Source organism: Rothia sp. HMSC036D11, assembly GCF_001814205.1.
GTDB classification, from domain to species: domain Bacteria; phylum Actinomycetota; class Actinomycetes; order Actinomycetales; family Micrococcaceae; genus Rothia; species Rothia dentocariosa.
Window position 1 is genome coordinate 58,032 of sequence record NZ_KV815302.1, and the last position, 17,024, is coordinate 75,055.

Genomic DNA, 17,024 nt, shown 5'->3' on the forward strand with positions numbered 1-17,024 from the left:
CGTATTACATGCCACCATATAACAAATCCCGCAGGGACATAGACGTTTTCGTCATCAGACACGAGAACATCTACGCACTGCGGGATTTTCGGGAATAATAAAGGGCGTTAGCGCACAATCGTAGTGATCATCTGCTGTTGCCCCAGATACCTGGCAAGGTCGTGCACATCGTCAAGGGTAACCGCACGAATTTTTTCCAATAGCTCATCGGTGCTCGTGAACTTGCCTGAATCCAGTTCGGCACGCCCCAGTCGGGACATCCGAGATCCCGAGTCCTCACTGCCCAAAACAGTTGAACCGGCCAGCTGCCCGCGTACTTTACTAAGTTCTTCCTCAGTAATTCCTGCGGACACCAACTTATCAAACTCATACTGCAAGAGTTCGCACACCTGCTCAGTTTTAGCGGGCAGGCACCCTGCGTACATGCCGAAATATCCCGCATCGGAGTAGGCGCCCGAGAACGCAAACGTGCTGTATGCCAGCCCGCGTTTTTCGCGAATCTCCTGGAAAAGCCGCGAAGACATGCCCGACCCAAAAGCACTCGACAGCACACTCATCGCGTAGCGGCGCTCATCCCCAGCAATAATACTCGGGCACCCCATCACAATATTGGTCTGTTCAAAGCCCTTCTGCACCTCGTGCAGCTCGGAAAACGGGACAATACCGCTCTCCGTGCGCACACGACGCGGTACCGGAGCCACACCCTCAAGAAGGTTCCATCCGTAACGGGTGAGCGCATCCAACACAAGGTTTACGATGTGCGAGTGCTCCAGCGACCCAGCCGCCGAGATGACGAGGCGATCTGGCGTGTAATACTTTTTGTAATGTTCCCACACAGCATCCCGCGGAACCTGCATAATCTCCTGCGGAGTACCACCAATCGGGCGACCCAGGGGGTTCTGGCCCATAAGCTGTTCTACAAAATTCTCGAAGGCAACGTCCGTAGGATCATCCTGGTCCATGGCAATCTCTTCCAGAATTACCCCGCGCTCCTGCTCCAGATGCTCTGGATCGAGCAAAGCGTTACTCACCATATCAGCTAGGACATCAACCGCCATCGGGGTATCATCGTCAAGTACACGCGCATAATAGCAGGTATGTTCCTTCGCGGTGAGGGCGTTTGATTCGCCTCCCACCGCATCGAATGCCTGGGCAATATCAAAAGCAGTTCGAGACGGAGTTCCTTTAAAGAGCAGATGCTCCAAAAAGTGGGTAGACCCCAACATACCGGGTGCTTCATCCCGGGAGCCAACCCCCACCCAGAATCCGAGGGAAACGCCGCGGGTGCCAGGCATCCGCTCCGTTATCACCCGAACACCACCGGGCAAAATCGATCGACGAACTTCATTACCATTTACGCCCTCGTACACCAGGCGACCGCGTTCATAGTCGAGCTCAGCGGTAATCTCATCACGCGCAACGGGAAGAGAAATAGGCATCAGTGAATAATCCTTAGCAAACCAAATGTATATAGCGAGACGTACAAGTCAGAGTAAACGCCAGCCCATCATGAGAACAACCCTCAGGAGTCTCAGGACGAGCTGGCGCTGCTTATCCGACAGAAAAACCAGCAAGTTCCTTAGTCAAGGTGCGGTTTATATCGGGGAGAGTTTCTACTCGGCATCCTCAGCATCAATCACCGGGGAGAGCGAAAGCTTGCCGCGATCGTCAATCTTAGTGATCTCAACCTGCACCTTCTGCCCCACCGAAACAACGTCTTCGGCATCCACCACACGCTTACCACCGTTGAGCTTGCGCATCTCAGAAATATGAAGCAGACCGTCCTTACCGGGGGTAAGCGAAATAAACGCACCGAAATCGGTCACCTTCACAACGGTACCCAGGTAGCGCTCGCCGACCTCGGGAACCTGCGGATTCGCGATCGCGTTGATAGCGGTGCGTGCAGCCTCAGCCGAAGGACCGTCGGTTGCACCGATAAAGACAGTACCATCGTCTTCAATCGAAATATCGGCACCGGTATCTTCCTGGATCTGGTTAATCATCTTGCCCTTCGGGCCGATAACCTCGCCGATCTTAGCGACCGGAACCTTCACCGAGATGATGCGCGGCGCAAATTCGCTCATCTCATCGGGTGCGTCAATAGCTGCGGTGATCACATCCAAGATGTGCAGGCGAGCCTCACGTGCCTGGGTCAGTGCACCCGCCAGCACAGATGCAGGAATGCCGTCGAGCTTGGTGTCCAGCTGAATAGCAGTCACAAATTCGCTGGTACCGGCAACCTTGAAGTCCATATCGCCTAGGGCATCTTCGGCACCCAGAATATCGGTCAGTGCGGCGTAACGGGTTTCGCCATCAACCTCATCAGAGACAAGACCCATTGCGATACCTGCAACGGGCGCGCGCAGAGGCACACCGGCATTGAGCAGCGACAGGGTCGAAGCGCAGACCGAGCCCATCGACGTGGAGCCGTTCGAGCCCAGAGCCTCAGAGACCTGGCGGATCGCGTAGGGGAACTCCTCGCGCGAGGGCAGCACCGGGGTAAGCGCACGTTCCGCAAGTGCACCGTGACCGATTTCGCGGCGCTTGGGCGAACCAACACGGCCGGTCTCGCCGGTAGAGTACGGCGGGAAGTTGTAGTGGTGAATGTAACGCTTGGACGTGACCGGGTACAACGAATCGAGCTGCTGCTCCAGCTTGAGCATATTCAAGGTGGTCACGCCCATAATCTGGGTTTCGCCACGCTCAAAAATCGCCGAACCGTGCACGCGCGGCAGTACTTCAACCTCGGCGGTCAACTGACGAATATCGGTGAGTCCGCGACCATCAATACGCACCTGTTCAGTGAGGATGCGCTGGCGCACGGTGTGCTTGGTAAGAGCCGCAAACGCCACTGAAACTTCATTAGCGCGTTCCTCAAACTCTTTACCTTCCCCGGTGAGGGCTTCCATCAGCTCGGCTTCAAGCTCAGCGGCAGCAGCTTCACGGTCCTGTTTACCCGCGATGGAGTAAACTTCCACGAGGCGCTCGCCCGCGAAGTCCTTCACGGCGGCGTCAACGTCTTCACCATGCCCGCCGAAGTAGGGAAGCTCCAGATCGGGTTTACCGGCACGCTCAACAAGATCAGCCTGCGCCTTGCACAGAGCAGCAATAAAGGGCTTCGCAGCCTCCAAACCTTCAGCCACGATCTCTTCGGTGGGAGCAGCGTGTCCGTCTTCCTTGATGAGCTTCCAAGAATTATCGGTTGCCTCTGCCTCTACCATCATGATCGCAACGTCTTCGCTGCCATCCGCCTTGGTCACGATGCGACCGGCCACAGCCATATCGAATACGGCGTTTTCCAGCTGAGAGTATTTGGGGAAGCACACCCATTGCCCATCGATAAGAGCCATACGCACACCGCCGATAGGCCCGCTAAAGGGCGCACCCGATAGAGCAGTTGATGCGGATGCCGCGTTAATCGCAAAGGTATTGTAAATTTCGTCTGGCTCGATGGTCAGAACGGTTACGACAACCTGCACTTCGTTACGAATGCCCTTGGTAAAAGCGGGGCGCAGCGGACGGTCAATTAGACGTGCCGCAAGAATCGCCTCGGTCGGGGGCCGTCCCTCGCGGCGGAAGAACGAACCGGGAATTTTACCGGCAGCGTACATGCGCTCTTCAACGTCTACGGTCAGCGGGAAGAAGTCAAAGCCCTCGCGGGGAGATTTACCAATTGCGGTTGCTGAAAGCAGCGTTGTTTCGTCATCGATCGTGACGAGCACGGATCCTGCCGCTTGCTTGGCGAGGCGGCCAGTTTCAAAACGTACATGGCGTTTGCCATGAATACCATTGTCAATTTCTACTTCAGAGAATTGGATTTCGGGACCTTCCACGATTCCTTCTTTCTGTGTTCGTGTGCCCGTCGCCGTTTTCGCCCAATCTATCGGCCTTCGATAGGAAACCACGGACGTCGTACCCTGAACCTCTGTTGTGCACAGGAGTATTCCGTAATTCGCTACCGAGGACCGCGCCGGGGCGTGTCTGGAACGAGCACTTTTTATAAACTGTTTATCTGAAAAATGGACGGGTTTCCGTACATGATAACGCGGGCGCATCCCCCGCCGTGCGACGGAGGATGCGCCCGCTTAGCGTTACCTGCAAGGTACGAAAACCTTAGCGACGCAGACCAAGACGCTCAATGAGCGAACGGTAGCGTTCAATATCAATATCCTTGAGGTAGCCTAGCATATTGCGACGACGACCCACGAGGATCATCAGACCACGACGGGAGTGGTGATCGTGCTTGTGGAACTTCAAGTGCTCAGTCAGGTCGGAGATTCGACGAGACAGAACTGCAATCTGCACCTCGGGAGAACCAGTGTCACCCTCGTGAGTTGCGTATTCCTTGATGATTTCCTGCTTGATAGCGGGATCCAATGCCACTGTATAACTCCTAGAGTTAGTGCCGCGTAGCTGCCCGCACGACCGTATGTCGCCGGGGTTTTGGGCGTATGCCCCTCACGTCTTCTGCCGCGGACCGCAGACACGCGTTTAACATATTCTACGCTACTTTTACAGGTTTTGAAAGATTACCGCCGCAGCACATTCCATCCGTATTTAGGCCTAGCATTTCTGCCCGTATTACCGCCTTTATCCGTCCTGAGCATCAGATGCGATCGCCAGTTTTGCATTCTTTGCCAACCGTGGCGCTACCGCTAGGCGATAGTACGCGAGAAGGAAAACACACCATATAGCGCCAACAACAAGAGCCAAACGAGTGTCATCAAAGAACCCAAAGAGCACGACGATGAACGCCATAAATGCAAGCGTTATATAGCTGACGACAAGAGGAAGTCGCACGGGCTGCACTTCGTCTTCGTATCCCCCACGTTTAAAGGCGATGTGCGCCAGCAGAATCATAACCCACACGAAAACGGTCGCGAATGTTGCCAGCGAAGCGACTACTTCAAAAGCATTCTCGAACGCGATATTCACGATCACGCCCACCGCCATAACCACGATCATCAGAAGAGTCGTCATCCAGGGCGCACCGTTTTTTGCAACCTTGCCGAATGATTTCGGGGCCAGCCCCTGCTTTGCCAGCCCGTACATCATACGCCCGGCACCGTAAACATCGGCATTCATCGCAGACACGGCGGCGGTAATAATAACCACGTTGAGGATTGATCCTGCCGCCGGAATTCCCAGGTTCTCGAAGATCTGCACAAAAGGCGAGTTCTCTTTAGTGACAGAATACCAAGGGTAGAGCGACATAATGACGGAGAGAGTCAGCACATAGAAGATCAGGATGCGGAACGGCACAGTACGAATAGCCTTAGGAATCGACGTGCGCGGGTTTTCCGCCTCCCCCGCCGCGATACCGATATTCTCAATACCACCGAAGGCAAACATCACCACGGTAAAACATGCCAAGAAACCAGTAAACCCTTCGGGCATAAAACCGCCATCGAGAGCCCACAAGTTTGTGACGGACGGCTCCACCGAGGTGTGTGCCTGCACGCCGACGAAAAGCAGAATAATTCCGCCCACAATCATGGCGATAATAGCGCTTACCTTGACAATAGTGAACCAAAATTCTGTCTCGCCAAAGGCTTTCACCTTGGCAAGGTTAATGGCGAGCAGAACGAGCAGCACCGATACGATCCAGATCCACGAGGGCGACTGGGGGAACCAGAATTTCATATATACTGCAAATGCTGTCACATCCGCGATGGCAACGAGCGCCATCTCCAGCGCATAACTCCAGCCGGTGACGAACCCCGCCCAAGGTCCCAGATACCGGGTTGCGTATTCCGAGAATGCGCCAGATACAGGGTGTGCCAGCGCGAGCTCCCCCATAGCGCGCATCACCATGAAAACAGCAGCTCCGCCAATCACATAGGCGAGTAGCACAGCGGGGCCCGCCAGTTGAATAGCGGAGGCGGAGCCGTAAAAGAGTCCGGTGCCAATTGCCGAGCCAAGCGCAATGAACATGATGTGACGCAGGGAGAGTCCGCGCGATAGCTGGGGCGCATCCTCGGTGGAGATAGCGCCATTTGCGGTGGTTGCCGCAGAGTTAGCGTTATTCTTCATTTTTCCTCACCTCGCGGGTTAGCGGTGTAACCTCTCGAAAATCTTGTGTTCTGGTTGGTTCTGCGGTGTGGCTTTTGTTGCCGTATGCCGTGCACCTCCCCTATCGAGGTTGTGGGATGCGCCCAGCGTACTCCCCGTGCATCCTTGCGATTTCTTGGTTGCGGTGAACCGTAACGCAAAAAGACGGCGGGTTTGGCAACGATAGCCAACCCGCCGTCTTGTTGAAGACTATTTCTGTTTACGCTTACGTCCTACGATGAGCGACAACAGAGCGGTTACGCCAGTCACGGTATAGACTGCCGGCCACGCGCCAATTTTCTTGGCGAGTGGATGGGAGTAACCAAAGGCAGAAAGGTAAACGCCGGTGAGGAACGTAGCACGCCCAACCCCAGCTTTACGCTTCCAGTTCTTGAAAGCAATAAAACCCGCAAGACCCAGCACGGCACCACCAAGAGGCCGGTTGCCGGTTGTAGATGCGACCCTGTAACCGCCAAGAAGACCAGCCGCAGAGGCTAAGGTCGGGCAGATTTTCATGGTGCTCTCCTGAGTCACGAGTACGTTATTGCTGTGTTAACCATACGCTATGACGGCTTAAATGTGAATTCTCTCGGAATTTTTCTTGTAATGAGTGTTTCTGTGCAACCGTCTGAACGCTTGGGATCTGAAAAGCATCATGGTCTTCTTAAGTAGATCCGTCCACTTAGTCTTCAAGGTTCAACTCAAGAGCGGGTAATTCCTGCTGCGTCCAGAGCTCAGCGGCGATCTGCAGCGCATATCGTGCCGAGCGGGGAGCCACCACATCGACTGAAAGATGAAATTCTTGATCTGCTGCTGGGCCGCATAAATCAGAGATGCAGCGTACCGCCATAAAAGACACATCATAGTTACTGCAGATCTGCGCGATCGCTGTGGTCTCCATATCGGTGCTGAGTGCCGTGTCGAAGGCCTCTCGGGTGTCCTTCACGTTGTGCTCAGTCACGAATGAGTTACCCGCAAGCATCCGCCCTTGGTGCACCGCCCAGGAACCTTCCTCCTGTGCCGATTTAAGAGCTGAAAGCGCCGCTTCAATAGCCTCTTCCCACTCCGAGTCACGATCGCCATAGGATACAGGCATCCCGGGAATCTGCCCACGTTCGTACCCGAAAATGGTTGCGTCAGCATCGGTGTACAAGTAATTTGACCCCAGTACTATATCTCCAACATTGACATGCTGCGCAAGACCGCCGGCGGTTCCTGCACTGATCACCCCTAAACAGTTAGTCGCGTAATTGATAGCTTCCGTGACGGCGGATGCGGCATTGACTAACCCAATTTTGGAACGGACCAGCAGAAGGGGAACCTGGTCTTCTTCAAGCATGAGATAGCGTGGGTAGAATTTTGCCACGCCTTCGGTAAAGGAAGGCTGTGCCTGCTCAGTCGCGGCAAGGAACGGGGCGAGTTCTTCATCCATCGCAACCTGAATAACGATCGCGTTTGAGAAGCTCATCATGAGGTCGTTCAGGTTCTCCAGGTCGGCATACATTTCGTTAAAAATATCCGCCGGAGTAAAGTCTGTGGGGAACATCTGCGCAGCTTCTTTGGAATGCCCCTGTTCGTCAGAGTGATGCTGTTCACTCACGCCGCCATCACCTGCTCCCAGTCAGCACGTGCGGCGAGGAATTCACGTGCAGCATTCTGCGCCCCTTCAAGGGTGTGGTTAGCGCCCCAACCGCACTGTATTTCATTCGCGGCGGGTACCTCGGTAGCCGTGAGAATATCGCGTAGAGTCGCTTCCAGGATGGGCAAGAACTCCTGCGGCTCTAGCCCCAGGGTGAGGGCGTAAAACCCAGTCTGGCATCCCATCGGTGAAAAATCGATGAGCTTATCGGTGTGGTTGCGCATGTGCTCTGCGCTCATATGCTCGATCGAATGTACGACGGGCATTTCAAGATGGCTCTTGTTAGGCTGAGTGAAGCGGACATCGTATTTGATGAGGGTATCTCCACCGGGCAATTCCTTGCGGTCTGCAATCCGCACATAGGGGGCCACAACGGCACGATGATCAAGGTTGAAAGACTCGACGTTCATTTTTTTCATGCTTATATTCTCTCTTAAGCACCCGCTTCGTCGGAACCCTATAAGATGCTCTCCCTAAGAGAGTTCCTGTATTCTCACTGCATAAATGCCGCTGAGCTCGGTCTCATGACGCAAGAATACGGCGGCATCGCGTTATTGCAATACCGCCGTATTCCATGTACAGAATGCACTGCTGCACTAGCCCTCTTTATATAAGTGCCAAACAGCTTGATGGTGCATAGCTTTGCTGGAGGATATTACTCTTGGGTCCAGTTACCGCCGAAAGCCCAGTATCCACTAATCGGCACCGCATGCTTATTGGCAGAACTACTGCACTCTGCAACACGGGGGTCTTTGAGTGCGTACGAGTATGCGCCCACCACGCCAACCTGATCGTTATCTCCAGCCCAACGTTTGGGGCCGCCGTTATAGGTTGAATTGCAGTTGTTGTTGTAGTAGCGCTGATTAATGTACGAGGCGGACATTTCTTGAAGCGAGTACACACGAATAGTCACCGTAATAACTGTTCCTGCACTTACCGGTCCGAAGTCAAGGTACACCTGTCCGCGCCAGCGGCTACCCTCTACTACGGAACGTGCCTGAGAACGGGAGAAAGGGTAAAACTTGCGGTCCTCATAACAGCCGTAAGACCCCGTATTTTTTGACGGCATACCATCAATATTTCTGTAGTTGAAGCTCCCCCACCCAAAGGTTCCCTGCTTGATAGGTTGGGCACCAGTAACTTTATACCCAACACCGTTAAATTGGGTATCGAGTACAGCATTATTCTTTGCATTTTGTTCACCTACTGGAGTTGCCTGATTAACCCAAGGAGTCGCCTTAAAGCTCCGCAAATCTTCTGTGATGCGGTAGGTAAAGGTGAAATCATGGTAAGGGTTTCTCTCAATGGGTGTATTAACAGCATAAGGGTTACGACCATTGTCATATGTATCGGCAAATTTATAAGATACACCAGCACCCCCTTGGTTCCCCCAGTCCGCGACGGTAATATTCGGATTACCATTGTCCGAGAATTCATTAGAAACGCTCGTTTCCACAACATTCTGAGTCGCAAGCCATGAACAATCCGGCACGCTGGACGCATATGCGGGTATAGCAGAGGAGGCTAGTACAACAGGGGCAGCCCAAGCGGTACCTTTTGCCAAGGTACGCCGGGACAGTGTTTTCGAGGTATTCACAATATTCCTTTGTGTTGAGTAGGTGATTGCCATCCCTGATTTACGCAATAAGTCAGGGATATATTCTCCAGGTAGATTACTCTCTAATATATCTTATGTCATCAAAGACCCAAGATATATTGCATGTATCAATAAGCTATCGGGAATTTGTAATTTTTAGTGTATCTCATGCACACATCAGCAAGAGACGAAATTAGATATTTCTCTCGAAGTAAACAAAAATATTACAATTAAATTCTCAGGGTGCGGTTTATCTATACACTTATACAATTAATATAAAAAATATTTTAGACCTTCACGATAAACATGAAAGTTGCAGAATCAGTTATGTTTTATTTTGGTCTTCATAAGATTACAGACGGCAGAAAACGCCAGAGTCTTATTACCTAAGCGTAAGACCCTTCGGCAAGCACATCGCGCGCCTGCGCAACGTCCTGATTAATCTGTTCGATCAAAGCATCAATGCCATGGTACGCAACCATAGGGCGCAGGTGCTTCACAAATTCCACGACCACATGCTGCCCATAAAGGTCAAAGTCCTCAACACGTTCTTGAGGGCGGTTAATAACATGCGCCTCAACCTGACGATTTTCAATGCCGTCAAAGGTTGGGTTTGTACCCACGGATATAGCCGCCGGATGCTTTTCACCAGATTCATCGGTCAACCATCCGGCATACACACCATCAACCGGGATAAAGCCGCGCGCCTCCAGCTCCAAATTTGCTGTAGGGAACCCCAGTTCACGCCCACGCGCTAAACCGTGCACGACTTCCCCGTACATCAGGTGCGGACGACCAAGCAGCCGAGCCGCACCTTCCATGTCCCCCGCGTTCAAATATTCGCGGATGCGGGTTGAAGAGCATCGGGTTTTTTCATCGGCCATCAAATCATCAACCACGATGACCTCAAACCCGTATTTCTTGCCCAGTTCGCGCATTGTGTTTAAATCGCCCGAATTCTTGTGCCCGAAACGCACATCATCGCCGATCACGACATAACGTGCACGTAGGGCATCAACAAAGACGGACTTCACAAATTCTTCGGGGCTCTGCTTCGCAAACTCTAGGTCGTAATGCAGCAGTAGGTAGTTCTGCAGGCCAAGCTGGCACATGAAATAACGTCTTGACCCCTGACCCATGATTTCCTGATGCTTCAGTTCAGGATGATGCACCTGCATAGGGTGCGGATCAAACGAAACAGCAACCGAAACGAGCCCGTGCTCATTCGCTACCTCGACAACACGTGAAATAACACGAGCATGACCAATATGCACGCCATCAAAATTGCCGATAGTCACTACGGACGGACCGAAATCCGCTGGAATATCGCTCAACTCGGTATAGAGGGTCACGGGCTCTCCTGGTAAGAAATAATGTACCTATACATCCTAAACCAGTCTGAAGACGTATGTAGAATTACCACCCCGATAAACCTGAAGGATTTTCGAGACCCAACGCTAACGAGAGGATTTCCCCTGTTGCGAAGCCTGAAGCATATCCTGTCGAATCTTATTGGACTTATTAATCCAGGCGTACCAAATCAACAGGCATGGAGGAATGACCAGCTCAGTCACCATCAGCACGATCAGCGACCAATGCGGAGTACCGTGGGTAGCCCACGACATAATACGTCCCACGCCGCCCAAGAAAACCACCAAACAGGATATCACCAGCATATTGACCCACTTGAACTTCACTGCGATAACGAGGAATGAGAGCCCCAAACCGAAGTATATTGCGGCGAAAAACGCATAATTTGATTCCAGAGAAGCATTTGCCGCCAGACCATCATTCTCTGGCACAGCACGGGCGCCTGAGAAGATCTGCCACCCCGCATAGAGCATAACCAAAGCACCGTAAAGTGCGGTCACAGCACGAAAAACCCCTTGGTTCTGAGGCTTGGCGACGTCCTCCACCGTACGCACGGCCGTCGTTTTCTGCGATCCTGCAGGGGCAGCAGTATTTTTTGTTCCGCGAGCAGATTTCTGAGCATTAGATTCAGATCCGATTTTCTGTGCAGGCTGTTGAGCCGATGCAGTGCGCGCTTTCTGCGGATACTCCGACTGCGCTGAAATCACCGGCTGCGGCTGAGTTACCGGTTCAGAGGTTGAATGCGGTTTTTTCTCGGCCTTCTGCGAGTTCTTATCACGAGTCATAGTTCTCTCCTTTTAGTTTTCGCTATCCTCACCGAGAATTCTGCGACCTGTTCGTAGTGCGATGCGCTGCCCGGTACAGCCACCACAACCCCACCACTGGCAGTACCAAGGGGATATACCCATATCCCTGCCCGAGATGCGACCACACGGATGCTAAGGGGAAAAACTGCGGAGCGACATACGAGAAAATTCCTATGCCAAGGACCCCAAGAAGCTCCACTACGATGGTGATAACCGCAAGCTGCCTAGCACGTTCTCCACGCTTTGCTAAAGAAACAGCAGCAATAGCATAAATAATTGCGGAAAGAAGCGAAAGCAGAATCGCCAAGGGCGCCTCATCAAATTTACGAATCAGCTGATAACACGCGCGAGCGCCCGCCGACAGTGTAAAAATCCCGTACACCACAGCGATAACTTTACCCGGACCGGAGGCATGCCCAGCTGAGGAAACAGCATCGGATTTAGAATTGCCTTTTGTGGTGCGGGAACCCCAAGGGTTCAAAGTATTATTCACATCGTGTCCTTCCCAAGGTGTGTGCGCAGAAGGTGTCTCTAGATGCTTGCGTACGTGCTCTATGTTCAGGCTCTGTGTCCCAGCTATGTGGAGTAAAACCTGTGTCTAATAGTAATACCACAGCATATTCATTCGGTGAACCATCACGATGAGCACGGGCCCTGGAACCGCCAGTAGCAGAGTCGCCCATCGCGTACGCTCGCTGAGAGAATAGAAGAACGCGCCGGCGGGAATAAGCATGGCAGTAACGAGGTACCCGTAATACTCCAGCCAGTCACCACGAGGTCCCGGTCCCACAGCCTGCATGATAATCGACCCTACCAGGTATACCACTAAAAATGCTTCAAGAATGAGCATCGGGCCTTGTGAATAGTCATCGGGTTCATAACCACGGAAATACTGTACCAAAGAGGCCAGGCACGATAACGTACCGAGTACCACAGTAATCCAGAACCACCAGTCCAAACCAGCGATCATAGCCGCTCCCCCGCTTCCCGCGAGAAGTCAATTCCTGCTTCAAATACGAGCACGGGCGCCGCACATCGGGTTCCCCGAAACTTCACATTCTCTATAAGAGCCACTAGTGTTCCGTCCGGCGCAAATGCGGCAGTTATCCCCTCGGTACTGGCATGCTGAGACTCCGGGCGTGTACCTAAAGCAAGAATATCTGAGCCTTCCTCACCGGCTGTAATGCGTCGACCAAATGAAATATCGGTCGCCTCTTGCGTCGAAAGCTGCCGAACGTTGAACAGACGCCGTGCCGCCTCCTCAAGAGAAAGTACAGGTAAATCCAGCGGCCCATCAGCGTTCTCACGCTCCTTCATGAGTTCAGCTAAATCAAGCGCCTCACGCTGATACACATTCCCTACACGAATGCGGTTCAAAGCGCTCAGATGGCCCCCAACGCCCAACGCTGTACCCACATCGCGAGCAAAAGCACGAATATAGGTTCCAGAAGAGCAGGAAACCGTAATATCTACCTCAACAACTGGTACACACGCAGGAATATCAAGCCCCTCGGCAACAGTATATAGTCGAGTATCAAGTTCGCTATCGCGCACCTCATGAACAGCGGCCTCATGAATCGTGATCTTTCGGGCAGCAAGTTCAACATCCTCGCCGTCACGAACCCGAGCATAAGAACGCACGCCCTTAACCTTAATCGCCGAAACGGCAGAGGGAACCTGCATAATATCGCCCGTCAAAGATCGTACAGCGTCTTCAATCTTCTCCCGAGTCAGAGCCCTCACAGCCTCCGCGCGAGCAATCCCGGTGAGCTCTCCCTCAGCGTCCTCTGTCAGAGTTGCGGCCCCTAACACCAGGCGAGCCTCATAAGTTTTATCCTGACCAACTAAATACGTCAAAAGCTTTGTCGCTTTATTCAAGCCCAAAACCAACACACCGGTCGCCGCCGGATCAAGAGTACCTGCATGACCAACACGCCGCGTACCGGCAATCCAGCGGATCTTCGAGACTACATCATGGCTCGTCATGCCAGCGGGTTTATCCACCACCAGTAGACCTGACGGTCCACGTTCCCGAGCTTTCGCCACTGTATTAGTCTTCCTCTACTTCGGCCTGCTCAGGTTTCTTGTATGGGTCTGCCTCGCCCGCGTACTGGGCCCCTGCGGATGCGGCAGCAAGTTCAGCATCGCGCTCACGGGTTTTCTTTAAGAGGTCTTCGAGGTGGTAAGCGTTAACCGGTACTTCGTCTGGTACGAAGGTGAGGGTTGGCGTCAGACGCGCGGTAATATTTTTTCCCACCTCAGAGCGCAAAATGCCTTTAGCGGATTCCAACGCCTTTTTTGTGTTTTCTTGTTCTTCTTCAGAACCGTATACGGTGTAGTACAGGGTTGCGTGCTGCAGGTCATTCGTGACCCGGGCATCGGTAACCGTCACAAAACCGAGGCGGGGGTCTTTGACTCGGCGTTCAAGCGCCTGCGCCACAATCACCTTAATACGGTCAGCGAGACGGGCTGCACGTGCTGCATCAGCCATAGTTTTCTCCTTGTGGTCAAGTACAGATAGGGAAGCGCCCGCCCCGCATCCCGCATCTTCCGGTACAACACCGGAACGAAGCGAGATACGGGGAGCGGGCGCGTTTCTGCGGGTCTTAGACGCGCGGTTTCTCGCGCATCTCCCAGGTTTCGATGACGTCGCCTTCCTTGATGTCGTTGAAGGAACCGAGTCCAATACCGCACTCGAACCCTTCACGTACTTCGGTAGCATCGTCTTTGAAACGACGCAGCGACTCGATGGTGAGGTCTTCTGACACCACAACACCGTCACGTACCAGGCGTGCCTTGGAATTACGCTTGATAATGCCGTTCTTGACCATCGAACCTGCGATGTTACCCCACTTGGAGGAACGGAACACTTCACGGATCTCCGCCGAGCCGAGTTCGACCTCTTCGTATTCGGGTTTGAGCATGCCCTTGACAGCCTGCTCAATTTCCTCAATCGCACGGTAGATGACCGAGTAGAACTTCATCTCGACGCCCTCGCGGTCTGCAAGCTCAGAGACACGCTCTGCAGGACGAACGTTGAAGCCAATGATCACTGCGTTGTCCACGGTTGCCAGGTTCACATCGTTCTGAGTAATAGCACCTACACCGCGGTGGATGACGCGTAGCTGAACTTCGTCGCCGCCCACATCAATCTTCATGAGCGACTCTTCCAGAGCTTCAACAGCACCGGAGACATCACCCTTAATAATCAGGTTGAGGGTATCCATCTTGCCCTCAGCCACAGCGGCATCGAAGGATTCGAGGGTTACGCGCTTACGACGCTTCGCGAGCTGTGCGTTACGGTCTGCGGCCTCACGCTTCTCAGCAATCTGGCGTGCGGTGCGTTCTTCTTCGGTCGAGAGGAAGGTATCTCCCGCACGGGGCACGGTCGAAAGACCCAGAACCTGAACGGGACGGGACGGACCGGCTTCTTTCACTGCATGACCGTTCTCGTCGAACATTGCGCGCACGCGACCGTGTGCCACACCGGCGACAATCGCATCGCCCACATGCAGAGTACCGGACTGCACCAAGACGGTGGAGACCGCACCGCGGCCCTTATCCAGATTCGCTTCAATGGCAACGCCACGAGCTTCCTTATTCGGATTAGCGCGCAGTTCCAGAACGTCGGCAGTCAAGGTTACGGCTTCAAGCAGTTCGGTAATGTTTGTGCCATTCCGAGCCGAAACGTTCACAAACATGGTGTCTCCACCGTAATCTTCAGGTACCAGACCGTACTCGGTCAGCTGGCCCTTGACCTTATCGGGCGATGCGCCTTCCTTATCGATCTTGTTGATAGCCACGACGATCGGCACATCAGCCGCCTGAGCGTGGTTCAGCGCCTCAACGGTCTGCGGCATCACGCCGTCATCCGCAGCGACCACAAGAATGGCAACGTCGGTAACCTTCGCGCCGCGGGCACGCATAGCGGTAAACGCCTCGTGACCGGGGGTATCGATAAAGGTAATCGCGCGGTCTTCACCTTCGACGGTGGTGTGTACCTGATACGCACCAATATGCTGGGTAATGCCGCCAGCTTCACCCTCAATGACGTTGGTATTCCGAATAGCGTCCAGCAGTCGAGTTTTACCATGGTCAACGTGACCCATCACAGTCACAACCGGAGGACGCACTTCAAGAACGTCATCACCTTCCGCCTCTGCTTCGGCTTCAAGGTCGATGTCAAAGGATTCCAAGAGCTCGCGTTCTTCGTCCTCGGGAGACACGATCTTTACGACGTATCCCAACTCGGCGCCCAATAGCTCGAAGGTTTCTTCATCGAGCGACTGGGTTTGAGTAGCCATTTCGCCCAAGTGGAAGAGCACGGTAATCAGCGAAGCCGGGTTAGCGCCAATCTTCTCGGCAAAATCCATAATGGACGCACCGCGACGCAGGCGGACCTCAGTCGAGCCATCACCGCGAGGTACTACCACACCACCAGGTGCGGGTGCATTCATCTGCTCGACTTCATTGCGGCGGGCTGCCTTCGACTTACGGTTCTTACGCTTAGAACCGCCACGGCCGAAAGCACCCTGTGCATTTCCACGGCCACCGGGACCCGGACGCGAAGGACCGCGGTTATAGCCGCCTCCGCCACGACGGTTACCGCCTCCGCCACCACCGCCGGGTGCACCGGGACCGGAACCAACGTTCGAGACCTTGGACGGCATAATGGACGGGCTAGGACGGTTGCCACCGCCGGAACGAGGCGCGTGCGAGCGCGACCCCGATGCGGAACGGGGACCGTTGCCCCCACCGCCGGGACGAGGGGCATTATTGCCTAAACGCTGACCGCGGGGTGGACGAGGACCACCAGAACGCTGTTCGCCGCGTTCGGGTCGTTTCATTCCCTGCTGTGAGGAGAAGGGGTTGTTGCCCGGACGAGGGCCAGGCTTCGGGCCCGGTTTTGGAGCCGATGCACCAGGTTTCGGTGCGGGCTTTGGAGCAGCAGGCTTCGGTGCCTCTGGACGAGCCATTCCCTGCTGTGAGGAGAAGGGGTTGTTACCCGGACGAGGACCCGAAGAAGATTTAGCGGCGCCCTTGGCACCGGGCTTGGGAGCCGCAGATTTAGCTGCAGGTTTTGCACCCGGTTTAGGGGCAGGTTTCGGTGCCGTAGGTTTAGCGGCAGATTTCGCGTCCGCCGACTTCTTTGGAGCGGCGGGATTAGCACTAGCAGTTTTAGCTGTGGAAGCTGCAGACTTCCCTGACGCTTTAGTTGGTTTTTCAGCTTTTTCAGGTGCCTGAGCGGGGGCGGGGAACGCTTCACGCAGTTTCTTAACCACGAGCGGGTTAAGGGTCGAGGATGCGCCCTTTACGAATTCGCCTTGTTCGGCTAGTTTTGCAATAACTTCTTTTGACGTTACACCAAGTTCTTTAGCAATCTCGTGTACGCGAGGCTTAGCCAAATTTTCTCCTGTCCTGGCTCGCACCAGGACGGTGCGAACACTAGTGATGTGTGTATGCGCGCACTAGGATCTCGGTTACGCCTAACACACGCGTGGGCATAAATTTGCCGGGGTGTGAGCACAGATGGGTACTCATGTCGCGGCACTCATTAGAT

The 17,024-nt window shown here is 53.8% G+C and carries 15 protein-coding genes; all 15 read right to left on the reverse strand.

The window, feature by feature from the left end:
* Positions 1 to 107: 107 nt before the first annotated feature.
* The gene (locus tag HMPREF2958_RS06715) at positions 108 to 1,439 is read right to left on the reverse strand and encodes a M16 family metallopeptidase (RefSeq protein ID WP_070697464.1); all 1,332 of its coding nucleotides are present in this window, start codon (positions 1,437 to 1,439) and stop codon (positions 108 to 110) included.
* Between the two features lie 174 nt (positions 1,440 to 1,613).
* Positions 1,614 to 3,833 (reverse strand): polyribonucleotide nucleotidyltransferase, encoded by a 2,220-nt coding sequence (locus HMPREF2958_RS06720; RefSeq protein ID WP_070523159.1) that lies wholly within the window; start codon positions 3,831 to 3,833, stop codon positions 1,614 to 1,616.
* A gap of 280 nt (positions 3,834 to 4,113) precedes the next feature.
* Positions 4,114 to 4,383: a 30S ribosomal protein S15 gene (rpsO, locus tag HMPREF2958_RS06725; protein WP_004006251.1), complete on the reverse strand. Its 270-nt coding sequence runs from the start codon at positions 4,381 to 4,383 to the stop codon at positions 4,114 to 4,116.
* Between the two features lie 207 nt (positions 4,384 to 4,590).
* Positions 4,591 to 6,033, reverse strand: coding sequence for an amino acid permease (locus HMPREF2958_RS06730; protein ID WP_070697465.1), 1,443 nt, complete (start codon positions 6,031 to 6,033; stop codon positions 4,591 to 4,593).
* 228 nt (positions 6,034 to 6,261) lie between these two features.
* Positions 6,262 to 6,567, reverse strand: a complete 306-nt coding sequence (locus tag HMPREF2958_RS06735; RefSeq protein ID WP_070697466.1) for a hypothetical protein — start codon at positions 6,565 to 6,567, stop codon at positions 6,262 to 6,264.
* Between the two features lie 166 nt (positions 6,568 to 6,733).
* Entirely contained in the window at positions 6,734 to 7,651 is a 918-nt protein-coding gene (gene mtnN / locus HMPREF2958_RS06740; protein ID WP_210400885.1) for a 5'-methylthioadenosine/S-adenosylhomocysteine nucleosidase, read from the reverse strand.
* Positions 7,648 to 8,109: an S-ribosylhomocysteine lyase gene (locus HMPREF2958_RS06745; RefSeq protein ID WP_070553654.1), complete on the reverse strand. Its 462-nt coding sequence runs from the start codon at positions 8,107 to 8,109 to the stop codon at positions 7,648 to 7,650. The genes mtnN and HMPREF2958_RS06745 overlap by 4 nt, the downstream gene beginning before the upstream one ends.
* A gap of 236 nt (positions 8,110 to 8,345) precedes the next feature.
* On the reverse strand, positions 8,346 to 9,287 hold the full coding sequence (locus tag HMPREF2958_RS06750) for a hypothetical protein (RefSeq protein ID WP_246828068.1): 942 nt from the start codon (positions 9,285 to 9,287) through the stop codon (positions 8,346 to 8,348).
* A gap of 386 nt (positions 9,288 to 9,673) precedes the next feature.
* Complete coding sequence (locus HMPREF2958_RS06755) at positions 9,674 to 10,639, reverse strand: bifunctional riboflavin kinase/FAD synthetase (RefSeq protein ID WP_070553659.1); 966 nt, start codon at positions 10,637 to 10,639, stop codon at positions 9,674 to 9,676.
* A gap of 105 nt (positions 10,640 to 10,744) precedes the next feature.
* Positions 10,745 to 11,443 (reverse strand): DUF4345 domain-containing protein, encoded by a 699-nt coding sequence (locus HMPREF2958_RS06760; RefSeq protein WP_070697468.1) that lies wholly within the window; start codon positions 11,441 to 11,443, stop codon positions 10,745 to 10,747.
* Positions 11,444 to 11,471: 28 nt separating this feature from the next.
* Positions 11,472 to 11,957 carry a hypothetical protein gene (locus HMPREF2958_RS06765; protein WP_141755799.1) on the reverse strand — a complete coding sequence of 162 codons (486 nt, stop codon included), beginning with the start codon at positions 11,955 to 11,957 and terminating at the stop codon, positions 11,472 to 11,474.
* A gap of 105 nt (positions 11,958 to 12,062) precedes the next feature.
* A complete protein-coding gene (locus HMPREF2958_RS06770) occupies positions 12,063 to 12,434 on the reverse strand; it encodes a hypothetical protein (protein WP_013398736.1) in 372 nt (123 codons plus the stop codon).
* Positions 12,431 to 13,510 carry a tRNA pseudouridine(55) synthase TruB gene (gene truB, locus HMPREF2958_RS06775; protein ID WP_070697469.1) on the reverse strand — a complete coding sequence of 360 codons (1,080 nt, stop codon included), beginning with the start codon at positions 13,508 to 13,510 and terminating at the stop codon, positions 12,431 to 12,433. Before truB ends, HMPREF2958_RS06770 begins: the two co-directional genes overlap by 4 nt.
* Positions 13,511 to 13,514: 4 nt before the next feature.
* On the reverse strand, positions 13,515 to 13,955 hold the full coding sequence (gene rbfA, locus HMPREF2958_RS06780; protein WP_048753064.1) for a 30S ribosome-binding factor RbfA: 441 nt from the start codon (positions 13,953 to 13,955) through the stop codon (positions 13,515 to 13,517).
* Between the two features lie 115 nt (positions 13,956 to 14,070).
* Positions 14,071 to 16,869, reverse strand: a complete 2,799-nt coding sequence (infB, locus tag HMPREF2958_RS06785; protein ID WP_070697470.1) for a translation initiation factor IF-2 — start codon at positions 16,867 to 16,869, stop codon at positions 14,071 to 14,073.
* Positions 16,870 to 17,024 lie beyond the last annotated feature (155 nt).